14 protein-coding genes are annotated in these 14266 nt (G+C 44.0%); 11 read left to right on the forward strand and 3 right to left on the reverse strand.

What is annotated here, in order from left to right; all coding sequences use genetic code 11:
- From acnB to ureE, 5 genes are all read left to right on the forward strand, one after another.
- On the forward strand, nt 1-2507 hold a 2507-nt coding region (acnB, locus tag JUI58_RS13300), incomplete at its 5' end, for a bifunctional aconitate hydratase 2/2-methylisocitrate dehydratase (protein ID WP_204104281.1).
- Nucleotides 2508-2584: 77 nt separating this feature from the next.
- A complete protein-coding gene (locus JUI58_RS13305) occupies nt 2585-4114 on the forward strand; it encodes a DUF4127 family protein (RefSeq protein WP_204104282.1) in 1530 nt (509 codons plus the stop codon).
- Between the two features lie 26 nt (nt 4115-4140).
- On the forward strand, nt 4141-4920 hold the full coding sequence (gene fetB, locus JUI58_RS13310) for an iron export ABC transporter permease subunit FetB (RefSeq protein ID WP_204104293.1): 780 nt from the start codon (nt 4141-4143) through the stop codon (nt 4918-4920).
- Between the two features lie 83 nt (nt 4921-5003).
- Entirely contained in the window at nt 5004-5480 is a 477-nt protein-coding gene (locus JUI58_RS13315) for a DUF4168 domain-containing protein (protein ID WP_204104283.1), read from the forward strand.
- Nucleotides 5481-5547: 67 nt separating this feature from the next.
- Nucleotides 5548-5991: an urease accessory protein UreE gene (ureE, locus tag JUI58_RS13320; RefSeq protein WP_204104284.1), complete on the forward strand. Its 444-nt coding sequence runs from the start codon at nt 5548-5550 to the stop codon at nt 5989-5991.
- Nucleotides 5992-6380: 389 nt separating this feature from the next.
- On the opposite strand, the gene JUI58_RS13325 is transcribed toward ureE, so the two are convergent.
- From JUI58_RS13325 to JUI58_RS13335, 3 genes are all read right to left on the reverse strand, one after another.
- Nucleotides 6381-7367, reverse strand: a complete 987-nt coding sequence (locus tag JUI58_RS13325; RefSeq protein WP_204104285.1) for an adenosine kinase — start codon at nt 7365-7367, stop codon at nt 6381-6383.
- Nucleotides 7368-7486: 119 nt separating this feature from the next.
- Nucleotides 7487-7792 (reverse strand): 50S ribosomal protein L25, encoded by a 306-nt coding sequence (gene rplY, locus JUI58_RS13330; RefSeq protein ID WP_204104286.1) that lies wholly within the window; start codon nt 7790-7792, stop codon nt 7487-7489.
- Between the two features lie 24 nt (nt 7793-7816).
- Nucleotides 7817-9127 carry an adenylosuccinate synthase gene (locus tag JUI58_RS13335; protein WP_204104287.1) on the reverse strand — a complete coding sequence of 437 codons (1311 nt, stop codon included), beginning with the start codon at nt 9125-9127 and terminating at the stop codon, nt 7817-7819.
- A gap of 438 nt (nt 9128-9565) precedes the next feature.
- Here JUI58_RS13335 and JUI58_RS13340 point away from each other — a divergent pair, with 438 nt between their 5' ends.
- The 6 genes from JUI58_RS13340 (at nt 9566) to JUI58_RS13365 (ending at nt 14148) form a co-directional block, all read left to right on the forward strand.
- Nucleotides 9566-10606: an adenosine deaminase gene (locus JUI58_RS13340; protein WP_204104288.1), complete on the forward strand. Its 1041-nt coding sequence runs from the start codon at nt 9566-9568 to the stop codon at nt 10604-10606.
- Nucleotides 10607-10719: 113 nt separating this feature from the next.
- Nucleotides 10720-11223: a DNA recombination-mediator protein A gene (locus JUI58_RS13345; protein ID WP_204104289.1), complete on the forward strand. Its 504-nt coding sequence runs from the start codon at nt 10720-10722 to the stop codon at nt 11221-11223.
- Between the two features lie 105 nt (nt 11224-11328).
- Nucleotides 11329-11820 (forward strand): YajQ family cyclic di-GMP-binding protein, encoded by a 492-nt coding sequence (locus tag JUI58_RS13350; RefSeq protein ID WP_204104290.1) that lies wholly within the window; start codon nt 11329-11331, stop codon nt 11818-11820.
- A gap of 17 nt (nt 11821-11837) precedes the next feature.
- Complete coding sequence (locus JUI58_RS13355) at nt 11838-12152, forward strand: 2Fe-2S iron-sulfur cluster-binding protein (RefSeq protein ID WP_204104291.1); 315 nt, start codon at nt 11838-11840, stop codon at nt 12150-12152.
- Between the two features lie 106 nt (nt 12153-12258).
- Nucleotides 12259-12693, forward strand: a complete 435-nt coding sequence (locus tag JUI58_RS13360) for a DUF4079 domain-containing protein (protein WP_348539887.1) — start codon at nt 12259-12261, stop codon at nt 12691-12693.
- Between the two features lie 168 nt (nt 12694-12861).
- A complete protein-coding gene (locus JUI58_RS13365) occupies nt 12862-14148 on the forward strand; it encodes a sugar ABC transporter substrate-binding protein (protein WP_204104292.1) in 1287 nt (428 codons plus the stop codon).
- The last annotated feature ends 118 nt before the right edge of the window (nt 14149-14266 follow it).

Consider the following 14266-nt stretch of genomic DNA (forward strand, 5'->3'; position numbering starts at 1 on the left):
CAGAACTTTGCGAAATGCTGAAAAATCCCCCCGAAGCGGAAAAAGAAGAATTACTAATGTTATTGCGCGATCGCATTCCTCCCGGTGTCGATGAAGCAGCCTACGTGAAAGCGGGTTTCCTCACGGGTATCGCCAAAGGAGAGATCGAATGTCCCTTAATCTCCAAACAGGGGGCGATCGCACTCTTAGGGACGATGGTGGGAGGTTATAACGTACAATCTTTAGTAGACCTCCTAAAATCTCGCGACTCAACCCTCGCCTCAGAAGCCGCTACAGCCCTCAGTAAGACCCTATTAGTCTTCGATGCCTTCAACGACGTTTTACACCTCTCAGACACCAATCCTTACGCCAAACAGGTCATCGATGCCTGGGCAAATGGGGTCTGGTTTATCAACAAACCCAAAGTCCCCGAAAGCATTACCGTAACAGTCTTTAAAGTCCCAGGCGAAACCAACACCGACGACCTTTCCCCCGCCCCTCACGCCACCACTCGCCCGGATATCCCCCTCCATGCCCTCGCCATGTTAGAGTCCTTGATGCCGGAAGGATTGCAAACCATTGCAGACTTAAAGAAAAAAGGGCATCCTGTTGCTTATATTGGCGATGTTGTGGGAACCGGTTCTTCGCGTAAATCTGCAATCAACTCCCTGCTGTGGCATATTGGCAATGATATTCCCTTCATCCCCAACAAACGCGCAGGAGGTTATATTTTAGGGGGGAAAATTGCGCCAATTTTCTTCAATACGGCAGAAGATTCGGGAGCATTACCGATTGAATGTGATGTCGCACAAATGAACACGGGAGATGTGATTACTATTTATCCCTACAAAGGCGAAATTACTAATAAAACCGGAGAAATCATTTCTACCTTTACCTTGAAACCCGATACAATTCTTGATGAAGTGCGATCGGGAGGACGCATTCCTCTCCTTATTGGGCGGGGACTGACGGATAAGACCCGCGAGGCGTTAGGCTTAGAGCCAACAACACTTTTTGCTCGTCCTACCCTGCCAGAAGATACGGGCAAGGGCTTTACTTTAGCACAGAAGATGGTAGGGAAAGCCTGCGGATTGCCTGGAGTGCGATCGGGGACTTCCTGCGAACCGATTATGACCACAGTAGGCTCCCAAGATACCACGGGACCGATGACGCGGGATGAGTTAAAAGAACTGGCTTGCTTGGGTTTCAGCGCCGACCTCACCTTACAAACCTTCTGTCATACTGCCGCTTATCCCAAACCCGTCGATATTGAAACTCACAAAAATCTCCCCGATTTCTTTGCCACCCGAGGCGGTGTATCTCTGCGTCCGGGAGATGGCATTATTCACTCGTGGTTAAATCGAATGCTGCTACCGGATACCGTAGGCACGGGAGGAGATTCTCACACTCGTTTCCCCTTGGGGATTTCCTTCCCTGCTGGCTCCGGTTTAGTCGCCTTTGCTGCCGCTTTGGGGGCTATGCCTTTAGATATGCCCGAGTCGGTTTTAGTCAAGTTTTCGGGAGAATTACAACCCGGTGTCACCTTGCGAGATATCGTCAATGCTATTCCTTGGGTTGCCATGCAGCAGGGTAAATTAACCGTGGGCAAAGAGAATAAAATCAATGTTTTCAACGGTCGCATTATGGAAATGGAAGGTTTACCGGATCTAAAAGTAGAACAGGCGTTCGAGTTGACTGATGCCACCGCCGAGCGATCGTGTTCTGGCAGTACCATTAAACTCAGCGAGGAAACTATAGCGGAATATTTGCGTTCTAATGTGGTGTTAATGAAAAATATGATCGCACGGGGCTATCAAGATGCCCGTACCCTATTGCGTCGCATTGCCAAGATGGAAGCATGGTTAGCAAATCCCAGTTTAATGTCTGCGGATGAGGATGCTGAATATGTGGATGTTATTGAGGTGAATTTAAGCGAGATTAAAGAGCCGATCCTAGCAGCACCCAATGACCCAGATAATGTGAAGTTAATGAGCGAATGTGCGGGGGATAAGGTAGATGAGGTGTTTATTGGCTCCTGTATGACCAATATCGGACATTATCGCGCTGCTGCTAAGATTTTAGAAGGTGCAGGTACGGTCAAAGGTCGTCTCTGGGTCTGTCCCCCTACTCGCATGGATGAACAACAATTGAAAGAAGAAGGAATGTATGCTATCTTTGCGGCTGCGGGGGCAAGGACGGAAATGCCAGGATGTTCTCTCTGTATGGGCAACCAAGCACGAGTTGAGGATGGTGCGACGGTCTTTTCTACCTCTACCCGTAATTTTAACAATCGCATGGGTAAGGGCGCACAAGTCTATCTCGGTTCGGCAGAATTGGCGGCAGTTTGCGCTTTGTTGGGTAAAATTCCTACAGTTGAGGAGTATTTATCTATTGTCGCGGAAAAGGTCGATCCGTTTAAGGGTGATTTATACCGTTATCTAAATTTTAATGAAATTGAGAATTTTGAGGATTTCGGACGGGTTATTCCTGAAGGTCAAATGCCGAAGTTAGAGGGGGCTTTGGTTTAGTGTAATTTTAGGGTGGGTCTTAATTGGCTCACCCGTTTAATTACAAGAACAATATTTACAGGGAGCATTAATAATTGATGAAAATTCTCTATATTCCCCTTGATGAACGGCCTTGCAATTTTGATTATCCCCAAGCGATCGCCAAGTTACAAAATAATTTGGAATTGGTTGTTCCCCCCCGAAGTTTGTTGGGGGTGAAAAAACAACCCGCCAAAGGCGATCGCCTTTGGGACTGGATCGAAGTTAAAATATCGGAGTGTCAAGGGGCAATTTTATCAATTGAAATGTTGGTTTATGGGGGTTTATTACCTTCCCGACTGCATCAAGATTCTGAGGAATTATTGCGCGATCGCCTCGATCGCATTTCCAGATTGAAAGAAAAGTATCCTGATTTGCTCATTTTAGCCAGCAATCTAATTATGCGATCGCCAAGCTATAATAGTAGTGAAGAGGAACCAGATTATTATGAGGAATTTGGGGAGAGAATCTTTCGCTGGGGATGGTTGCAAGATAAGCAGCAACGAGAAGGTATAACAGAAGCAGAAACAGAGGAATTGAGTCGCATTGATCGCGAACTTCCTGCCGAATATTTACAGGATTATTGTCAGCGACGAAAACAGAATTTGATTATTAATAAACAGGCGATCGCGTTAGTAGAAAGAGGAATTATTGATTTTTTATCGATTCCCCAAGATGATTGCGCGATCTATGGATTTACTGCCAGAGATCGCCAAGAAGTAGTTAAAGAAATCAGTACCAAGCGCCTACAGAAAAAGATTAACTTATACCCCGGTGCTGATGAAGTGGGGTGTACATTACTGGCCCGTATTTGTTTGCAGTTGCGCGACATTCGTAGAAAAATTTATTTGCTTTATAGTTCAATTTATTCAGAACAAATTATCCCTCTATATGAAGATCGTCCTTTGGGAGAAAGTTTAAAGGCGCATATTTTAGCAGTGGGAGGTTGTCTGGTTTCTACACCAGAAACAGCCGATTTTATTTTAGCTGTTAATACCCCTGGTCAAGTAATGCAAGAAGCCTGGGACAATCCGATTAAAGATTTAACCTATACTACTCATCGTAATTTACCTTTTTTTGTCGATCGCATTGCGACATTTTTAGAAGAGGGTAAACCTGTTGCGATCGCCGATGTTGCTTTTGCCAATGGGGGAGAAACTGAGTTAGTGCAGTTACTGGATGATTTTGCTGCTTGGGATGAACTTCTCGCTTATGGCTGTTGGAATACCTCTTCTAACACAATTGGGACGGTTTTAGCGACAGCAATTATCGGTATTGATGCCAGCGATCGCCATGCTATTACAACTAACAAAATCTATCATTTATTGGAAGGTTGGGCTTATCAAACGATTGTTCGCATGGATCTGGTCAAGAATTATTTACCGGCGATCGATGCGTCTTATTACGATTTTAATGGCAAAGAAAAGGAAATTCATGCAGAGATGAAAAAGAGAATTTATGCAGTTTGGGAACAAACTATGCACCATTCTTTCTTACAATGGCAATGGGAAATAGAGATATTTTCCCCTTGGCAAAGAATGTTTGAAATTGGTTTAAATTTGACGGTCGGCGATCGCATAGAGGAATAATGTATAGTGAATCTTATAGTCATAGCATGAATTCTTTAATTTCCCTCGATCTATTTGATGTCGCTTTAGGTTTGGCTTTGATGGCGATCGCCATCGCCCTAGCAGCATGGCAACGGTTGGGACTGGCCGGACAAATGGCGATCGCGTCTCTTCGCACCGTCCTACAACTTCTCGTGGCAGGTTATTTCCTCGCCTTTGTTTTTGACCTCAATAGCCCTTGGGCTGTCCTTGCTGTCCTGATTTTCATGCTCTCCGTGGCGGCGATCGTCACCCACAACCGGATCGCCCCCCAACATAAACCTCTTTTCCCCATCATCTGGGGGTCTTTACTCGCTGGTCTTTTTTTAACCTTGAGTTACATTATTATCGCCATCGTTCAACCGCAAATTTGGTACAGTCCCCAATATCTCATTCCTTTAGGGGGGATGATCCTCGGTAATGCTATGAATACCGCCGCTATTTCGGGGGAGCGTTTGGCGAGTGCGATCGATCGCAGCGCCATCGAAATTGAAACCCATCTCAGTTTGGGTGCAACCTCCCAACAAGCCGTCGCTTCTTACCGCAAAGATGCCATTCGAGCCGGTCTGATCCCCCTAATTAACCGCATGATGGTGGTGGGACTCGTGACTTTACCCGGCACCCTAACCGGTCAAGTTCTAAGCGGTGTTGACCCCATTGATGCCGCTCTCTATCAGATTATCATCATGTTTATGGTTGCTTTTGCGGAACTGGTTGTGGTTTTACTCGTCACTCGCGGTATCTCCCGCCAATTTTTCAATCCCTCTGAGCAGTTGCAAGGAATTTGACACTGAGGAACTTATCTTGCGTAAAATAACTCTGGAGAGGAAGATTACCATTTATCCATTGCCTGTTTGTTTTTTTTACATTTATGTTAACGATCGCAAAACTGTCTCAGAATATCGGCCAACCCGTCCTTCGCTCCCTAGCGATCGCGGGTTTGGCGATCGCAGCTATTGGTGTTGGTGTTGTGCCGGATATCACCCGTCCTGCTCCTCATTTGTTCGATACTGTCGCTCAAGCTCAAAATGTTACCAATGGCGAGATTCAAAGTTATGCCAGAGCCGTTTTAGACATGGAACCCATTCGTCAATCGGCTTACAATGACATCAAAAAAATCGTCACTCCTAATGCTCCCCCTAATATTGCTTGTAATGCGGGTGCCAGCTTTAGCGGACTTCCTGGCAATGCCAGACAAATTGCCGTAACTTATTGCAATGAATCTCGTCGAATTGTGCGAGATAACGGGCTATCGATCGAACGTTTTAATCAAATTACCTCTCAAATTCAAGGGGGCGATGTCGATCTCGAAAGACGCATTCAAAGTGCAATGAGACAATTACAATAGTAGGGGTTTGGTCTCCAAACCCTCCAAACCCTATTGTTACAATCCGTAACGCGATCGGCAATTTTTCATGTTAACTCTCACTCAGCGTCTGACGAAGCCCGCGATCGCGAGGCAAGATTGTTTACATCTTCCTCTTAGTGCTGAAGAAAGAACTCGCAGTCGCCATCGTTTGGAAACTTCTGATGGTCATGTATTTGTTCTGAAACTACCCAGAGGAACTGTTATCAGCGATGGCGACTTTCTTCAAGCAGAAACGGGGGAAATTGTTTGTATTATTGCCAAACCTGAGCCTATTTTAACGGTTCAAGCCAAGACTCCCCTCGGATTACTCAAAGCTGCTTATCATTTGGGCAATCGTCATGTTGCTCTGGAAATTAGCGAAACTTATTTGCGTTTTTCTCCCGATCCCGTCCTGCGATCGATGTTAGAGCAATTAAGTTCAACTTTAGAAATTAAAGAGGAAATAGCGCCTTTTTATCCTGAAATTGGCGCTTATCAACATAAACACTAAATGAACACTAAATGATAAACACTGAAGGAAACCAATTGCTTTTCTTCTTATTACTAAGTTATCACAGAGAACAAGCCAAATAACATGGTGCGATCGCGGAAAATATTCCGCATTTTAACCTAGCATTTTAACCTAAGCGATGAGTTGAATATTCTCTGCCTAAAATTATATCAAATCCGTATGAATACTATCATTAAAAATCTAGGGAGCGAGACGCTCCCACTACGATAATATTCAATTATTACAGTAGTGCGGGCATCTTGCCCGCTTGTTATACCCATTAACCGGATTTGATATTATTAGCTGATTAACCTTGTTATACCCATTAACCGGATTCGATATTATTAGCTGATTAACCTTGTTATACCCATTAACCGGATTCGATATTATTAGCTGATTAACAAAGATTGTAACTCCTCCGTTTCCATGCGAGGACCAAAACGAGTCACAATTTTGGCTGCGGCATGAGAGGCTAAATTTCCCGCTTCGGTAAAACTCATTCCCTCAGTAATACCATGTAAAAAAGCTCCTGCGTACATATCTCCTGCACCAACAGTATCGATCGCCTCCACGGAAACTGGAGCAATTTCCAGCAGTTTTTCGCCATCAAAAATGAGGGATCCTTGCCCTCCCCGAGTCACAGCAAAACATTTAGTAATGGTTTTGAGATATTCAATCCCATCCGCTAAATTATCCGTTTCTGCCAGTTTTAAAACTTCACTTTCATTGGCAAAAATTAAATCTAAACCTGACCCAATCACTGCTAATAGCCCTTCTTTGAAAAACTCAGCCATATTCGGATCGGACAAAGAAAGACTGGTTTTAACCTCTGCTTCTTCCGCAATTTCTCGAGCGCGAATTGCTGCTTCTTTCCCTGTTGGAGAGGGCATCAAATAACCTTCAATATATAAATACTCTGAATTTTTTAATTCTTCTGCAACCAATTCATCCGTAGAAAAATTTCCTGTAATTCCTAGAAAAGTATTCATGCTGCGATCGGCATCAGGGGTAACAAAAACTAAACATTTCCCCGTAATTCCAGCCTCGCGATGTTGGTGCTGTAAATTCGTCTCGACACCACAGCGTAATAAATCTTCTAAAAAGAAAGAGCCTGTTTCATCCGCAGCCACTTTACAAGAATAAAATCCCTTGCTACCCAATTGACTTAAAGCAACCATTGTATTCGCAGCAGATCCACCGCAACTTTTTTTGCAAGGGAATGCTTTTAGCGTATCAACTAAATCCCAATGGCGCAATTCATCAACTAAGGTCATTACTCCCTTATCAATTTGAAGTTCCTTTAATTGTGTTGGAGAAACTTCAAATTCTATATCAACGAGAGCATTGCCGATACCGTAGACATTATATTTTTTCATAGTTGTTGCACTGTGTTTAAGTTTATATTGCTCGAGAAAGAGAAAAGGAAAAATAGTCTCAAAAAGGCTCAAAAAAAGGCGCATTCTCATACGCCTTTTCTGCTTTAATGATTGTGAATTTAATCTTCAGGTTTGTCAACCGCGAAGAAACTGAGATGATAAATTGTACCTTTCCAGGGATGAGTTTGTACTTCTCTAATCACGGTTGTTCCCTGCCAAGATAAATCGGGAATATTGACCTCAACAATAGTTTTATTGGCTGCAGCATGACGCAGAAGGGTTTCGGCTTCTTTCCGTTTAATAACAAGGTGTACAGAGTTTGCACCATCGTGACCGTATAAATTAGCAGGAATTAAGCCTTCACGACGCAAGGCTCCTGACTTGCTCATTTCCGGTCTTTTTTGACATTCAATCGTAACTGACATGGTTTTTTAGGGGTTGTTTATGGGTTAAATCAGTAAGGCACGTTTGGGTCCGTGAATGGGGTCTTCAACGATGATAGTTTGGTCGCGACTGGCTCCCAAAGAAACGATCGCAATAGGAACTTCCATCAATTCAGCAAGGAACTTGAGATAGTCTAATGCTTTTTGAGGTAAATCATCTAAATTACGACATTCTTCTGTGGATTGTTTCCATCCCGGTAGCGTTTTGTAAAGGGGACGGCATTTGGCAAACTGGGAAGTACTGCTGGGGAGATGATGGCATTTTTCGCCGTCTACGTCATAGGCAACGCAAACTTTGATTTCCTCCAAACTATCCAAAACGTCAAGTTTGGTAATTGCCAGACAGTCTAACCCATTGATCCGCACGGCATAGCGACCGATGACCGCATCAAACCAACCGCAACGACGACGGCGACCGGTGGTAGTGCCAAATTCCGCCCCGCGATCGCCTAATAGGGTGCCGATCTCGTCGTGTAATTCTGTGGGGAAGGGACCTTCACCTACACGGGTAGTATAGGCTTTTGCGACCCCGATCACGCGATCGATGATAGTCGGTCCGACTCCTGCACCGACGCAGGCACCGCCAGCAATAGGGTTAGAGGAGGTGACATAGGGATAAGTCCCGTGATCTAAATCTAAGAGTGTCCCTTGCGCCCCTTCAAATAAAATATTTTTGCGACCCTTAACAGCTTCATCGATTTTGAGAGAACTATCGACAACATGAGAACGCAGGCGATCGGCGTACTTTAAGTATTGTGCGATAACATCTTCAGGATTAAGCGGCTCTAAATTGTAAAGTTTTTCTAAAACTTCATTTTTGGCTTTGACCGATCGCCTCAGCAATTTCGGTAATCCTGCTGCGTCCAATAGGTCAATAATCCGAATCCCTGCACGTTCAGATTTATCCGCGTAGGTTGGACCGATCCCCCGTTTGGTGGTTCCGATTTTGTGTTTTCCCCGCTTCTCTTCCGATGCTTGGTCGATGAGACGGTGATAGGGCATTGTTACATGGGCTGTTTGGGAGATATAGAGATTATCGCTCGAAATTCCCAAGGTTTCGAGTTGGTCGATTTCTTCGATCAGCACTTTTGGGTCAATAACGGTGCCGGAACCGATAATACATTGGGTTTTCGGGTAAAGAATGCCCGAGGGAATTAAATGGAGTTTAAACGTGCGATCGCGGACGACCACAGTATGTCCGGCATTTACCCCACCTTGGTAACGCACGACGACATCCGCCGATCGACTCAACAAATCGGTAATCTTGCCTTTTCCTTCGTCTCCCCACTGGGCACCAATAACAATAACGTTTGCCAAGGGTCTCGCTCTTATACGACAGTTTTCACAAACTACCATTATCTGGACTCAATGGGAAAAATGTCAAGGGGGGAATGAGTAATTGAGTTGACATTTTATTCAATTTAAACTCCCTCTTGCGATCGTTGAGGGAAAAAGTACAATGAGCGTTAGGCACTTAAACTCGATCCTGCAAGGAGATTGAGAAGTGATTGGAAAACCCACAATCCCTAGTTTTGAGAGCGTAATTCAGAAACAGTTTGAGCAATAGTTTCCAAATAGTCATTTAAAGTCATCTGATGTGCTTGTGCCAGTTTTTGCAATGCTGATAATTTTTGAGATTTTCCTTGTTCGATTCGTCGAACTTGTTTCTCAGAAATTCCTTGAAATTAAGGATTGTACGACTTACCGGAAAAAACGATAAAATAAAATTAAGTTACAAATTGTAAATCTTAAGTTATGGCTTTATACGCAGAATTACATCGTCATCTAGGGGGATCTGTGGTTCCTCGTATCTTTTGGCGCTACTGTCAGCGTCATAATCAGGAATTAATAGCCCGCTTTCCCGAATATTCAGACTTTGAAGGGTTTTACACTCGTCCCCGCAATACCCTAGATGAGTATTTAGAGTTACACACCCTCGTCGAAAAAGTTCAAACCGAAGAGACACTTCCTTATTTTATTTATCGCCTCATTCGTGGGGCGTATATTTTTGAGAATTTAGCTTACCTGGAATTGCGCTATACGCCCTATCTTCGGACTTCCGAGGATTTGAGCCAAAACGATCGCATCGACCAGATGCAGGCGATCGTGGAGACAGTAGGACACGCTTCTCAGTTGGTAGAGTGTCCCATCGTTACCAGCCAAATCCTCTGTATGCACTCTCGCTTACCTTATGAGGTGAATAAGGCGATCGCGGAATTGGCAGTGAATTATCCCCAATATGTTTGCGCGATCGATGTTGCGGGGGGAGATGCCCATTATGGCGATCGCCTTGATGAATTCGTGCAATTGTACCGTTATGCGCGATCGCGGGGCTTAAAGACGACAGGACATCTCTACGAAACCCGCGACGGCTGTTATCCGGAACTTCTCCCCTATTTGTTGCGGATCGGTCATGGCATCCAAATTCCCCTACACTACCCAGAATTATTGCCCGAATTAGCCGCCAACGGGCAATGCTTGGAAGTTTGTCCCACTACTTATATCAAAACCGGCACCCTAGAAGACCCCAAACAACTGAAAATCGTCTTCGATCGCTGTTTTGAAGCGGGAGTTGATATTGCCATTTGTACCGATAATGCTGGGCTGCATAACGTCCGTTTGCCCTTCGAGTACGAAAATTTACTCACCCTCGATATTATCGATTTTAGGCAACTGCAAGCCTGTCAGGATGCCGCCTTTCGCCATGCCTTTGCTTGGCCTCACGGTCAACCCCCAGCCTCTTTATTAACGGGACTTTTGCAGGAAGAAGCAGCCAAAGTTGCCCCAGTTCTCTAACCAGGGGAAACTATTTTCCAGTCCTCTGTTAAGATAAAATTGCTCTGTTCTAGTCTCGCGATCGACGACTAGCGTTATTTTGTCAGCAAACAAGTTCCAACCGAGTAACCAATTTGAGTCAGTCCATCGAAGTAAAAGAAATCGATACGTTAGCACAAGAACTGGCAGCTATTCAACAAACCAGTTCCAAACGTATTGCCCTACTAGGTTCGCGTCACCTTCCCCTCGCGCACCAAAAAATTATTGAGACCATGAGTTATGCCCTTGTGTTGGGGGGCAACCGTTTGATGACTTCTGGTGCAACGGGAACGAATTTAGCTGCCATTCGCGGGGCTATGAATGCCGATCCCAATCTGTTGACGGTGATTTTACCCCAAAGTTTATCTCGTCAGCCGAGAGAGTCGCGAGAAGTCTTGGAAATGGTGATTCATCTCGTGGAAAATCCCGAAAACGATCGCCTTTCCCTAGGAGAAGCGAGTGCTTTATGCAACCGGGAAATCACTGCACGCTGTCAGCAATTGGTTTGTTTTGCGTTTCACGATAGTCATACTCTATTGAAGACTTGCGAGGAGGCAGAAGAACAGCGTAAAATTGTGACTCGTTTCTATTTTGATTAAATCTTAAATCTTGCTTTGACTGAGGAATTGCGATCGCGACTCCTATTTTTACAAGGAAGATTTAAGGAAAACTGATTTTGCTTACTGATTACTGTTTACTAAACTATGGCTTCGACTTGCTCTTTTGACGTGGTTAGCGATTTTGACTATCAAGAAATGGTTAACACAGTCGATCAAACCCAAAGAGAAATAAAAGGTCGCTACGATCTTAAAGATACCAATAGCACGGTAGAACTGAGTGAAACGGCAATTACTGTCAATACTGATAGTGATATGACTTTGGATGCAATTCACGGGATTTTGCGCCAAAAAGCAGCCAAGCGAGAACTCTCCCAAAAGATTTTTGAATATGGTAAGGTTGAATCCGCCAGTGGCGATCGCGTTCGTCAAGAAATAACCTTAAAAAAGGGAATTAGTCAAGAATTAGCAAAGAAACTTAGCAAATCAATTCGAGATAATTTTAAAAAGGTTCAAGCCTCAATTCAAGGAGATTCGGTCAGAGTTACTAGCAAATCTAAGGACGATCTGCAAGAAATTATTCAGTTTCTCAAGCAAGAAGATTTCCCCGTGGCATTACAATTTACAAACTACCGATAAGACTACAGGAAAAAGCAATGGCAAATCGCTATACTGTTGAAATTAATCACGAAGGATCGACCCAGACAATTACGGTTGCAGAGGATCAAAAGATTCTGGAAGTTGCTTTAGCAGAGGGAATTGAATTACCGTCTTCTTGCACTGCTGGGGTTTGTACGACCTGTGCTGCTAAGATTGTGGAGGGCAAGGTCGAACAAGATGTGATGGGACTTTCTCCTGAGTTACAAGAGGAAGGATATGCTTTATTATGTTATGCTTATCCGCGATCGGATTTGAAGTTGGTATCGAATAAAGAAGATGAAGTTTATCATCGTCAGTTTCCCTCAGCTTAATTGGTTTGCTTAACGTCAAAAGTTTTACAAAATAGTTAGGGGTTGTCCTGATGATAACCCTTGATTTTATGATGGATAAATCGAGAATAAATATTTTGAGACGATTGTGAATTTACCTTCTTTTCTTTGGCTTTGGAAAATTGCAGCTTGGTCGATGGGGTTGGCGATCGCTGCTTATTTCCTTTTGGCGATCGCGGGAATTTGGATGCGTATTTTGCGTTTAAAAAACCAATCTTATCCTCAAGGTTTGCGGTTATTTCACCTGGCGATCGGCAGTATTTTAGTATTTTTAGTGTTACTTTTACTCACTGTTGGTATTGTTGGCACATTAGGCTATTACGGCAATTTGGGACATTCTCCCCACCTTGTCGCGGGAATTTTGGTGGTAACTTTGGTTTTGATTTCTGGGGGGAGTGCTTTGGCGATCGGGAAATGGGAAAAAGCGCGATCGCTTCATCTCATTACCAATTCAATTCTCTTTTTTGGCTTTCTTTTTGTCTCGCTTTCCGGTTGGAGTGTCGTACAAAAGTATTTACCCTAGTTTCAGAAATCATAAAAAACCAAATTATTCCGGCTTTAAAAAATAACAATATCAAAAAAGATTTTTGGCCGAGTGGGAACCTAGATGAATAATGCGTAACGAGGGGGTATGGTGAAATCTGCCCAGATGACTGATAATTGTTCATTAAATCGTTAATTAATAGACAAAGTGGGAATTTACAAGCCGTTTCATTTGGGTTTATCTCTTCTGGCAGGGCTGGCATTAAGCGCATTGATCGGCTGTACTTCGCCTCCTGCGGCGGATGATGCGGGAGAAATAGAGTTTTGGACGATGCAGCTTCAACCAAAGTTTAATGACTATTTTGGCAATTTGATTGCGGAGTTTGAGGCGGAAAATCCTGGGGTGAAGGTGCGTTGGGTGGATGTCCCTTGGACAGCGATGGAAAGCAAGATTCTCACGGCGGTTTCGGCGAAAACGGCTCCCGATGTGGTCAATCTCAATCCGACTTTTGCATCGCAACTGGCTACCCGTAATGCTTGGTTTGAACTTGACGATCGCATTTCCCCAGAAGCGCGATCGCAATATCTACCCAATATCTGGCAAGCGAGTACCCTAAAAGATAAGAGTTTTGGCATTCCTTGGTATTTGACGACTCAAATTATCATCTACAATCGATCGCTCTTGCAAGAAGCTGGACTCGATCAGCCCCCGACGACTTATGCTGAATTGGCGAACATGGCCAAGCAAATTAAGGAAAAGACGGGAAAATACGGCTTTTTTGTGAGTTTTGTTCCCGAAGATTCTGGCGAAATTTTAGAATCTTTGGTAAAAATGGGCGCACGTTTAGTCGATGATGAGGGCAAAGCGGCGTTTAATACCCCAGAAGGAAAAGCAGCTTTTCAATATTGGGTCGATCTTTATCAACAAAATTTGCTTCCCCCGGAAGTTCTCACCCAAGGACATCGTTACGCGATCGAACTGTATCAAGGGGGAGAAACGGCTTTGTTGGCAACTGGGGCGCAGTTTTTTCCTACCATTGAAAATAATGCTCCGGCGATCGCCAAAGTTTCAGAGGTTGCACCTCAAGTCACGGGAGAGTCGGGAAAAAAGAATGTCGCGGTGATGAATTTGGTCATTCCTCGGGATACAGATAATCCGGAAGATGCGCTCAAATTCGCCTTATTTGTGACCAATTCAACCAATCAATTAGCTTTTGCCAAGGAAGCGAGTGTTTTACCTTCAACTAAAGATTCAGTACAAGAATATATTGGTAAATTAAACGAGAAAACCGATCTATCTCCCCTGGAACAAGCGTCAAAAGTAGGCGCACAACAATTAAATGATGCTGAAATTTTAGTTCCAGCAATGGACAATCTCAAGGCATTACAAAAAGCAATTTACACTAATTTACAAGCGGCAATGCTTGGTCAAAAAAGTGTTGAACAAGCCCTTGAAGATGCGGAAAAAGAATGGAATTCGGTAGTCGGCAATTGATGGATTTGGGTGCATCTCAGCTTTGTAAAAATGTAAAAACAGCGAGCAAGATGTTTGTCCTTTGGACACGCTATACGGACGCACTACCCCCATTATGTCAGTTTTTTAAAAATAGCGA

This window comes from Spirulina sp. CCY15215 (assembly GCF_016888125.1).
Classification (GTDB): Bacteria; Cyanobacteriota; Cyanobacteriia; order Cyanobacteriales; family Spirulinaceae; genus CCY15215.

Bases quoted from the DNA above. Each gene is read 5' to 3' on its own strand.
- JUI58_RS13305 (WP_204104282.1), top strand. From the start codon at position 2,585: ATGAAAATTCTCTATATTCCCCTTGATGAACGGCCTTGCAATTTTGAT.
- fetB (WP_204104293.1), top strand. From the start codon at position 4,141: ATGAATTCTTTAATTTCCCTCGATCTATTTGATGTCGCTTTAGGTTTG.
- JUI58_RS13315 (WP_204104283.1), top strand. From the start codon at position 5,004: ATGTTAACGATCGCAAAACTGTCTCAGAATATCGGCCAACCCGTCCTT.
- ureE (WP_204104284.1), top strand. From the start codon at position 5,548: ATGTTAACTCTCACTCAGCGTCTGACGAAGCCCGCGATCGCGAGGCAA.
- JUI58_RS13325 (WP_204104285.1), bottom strand. From the start codon at position 7,367: ATGAAAAAATATAATGTCTACGGTATCGGCAATGCTCTCGTTGATATA.
- rplY (WP_204104286.1), bottom strand. From the start codon at position 7,792: ATGTCAGTTACGATTGAATGTCAAAAAAGACCGGAAATGAGCAAGTCA.
- JUI58_RS13340 (WP_204104288.1), top strand. From the start codon at position 9,566: ATGGCTTTATACGCAGAATTACATCGTCATCTAGGGGGATCTGTGGTT.
- JUI58_RS13350 (WP_204104290.1), top strand. From the start codon at position 11,329: ATGGCTTCGACTTGCTCTTTTGACGTGGTTAGCGATTTTGACTATCAA.
- JUI58_RS13355 (WP_204104291.1), top strand. From the start codon at position 11,838: ATGGCAAATCGCTATACTGTTGAAATTAATCACGAAGGATCGACCCAG.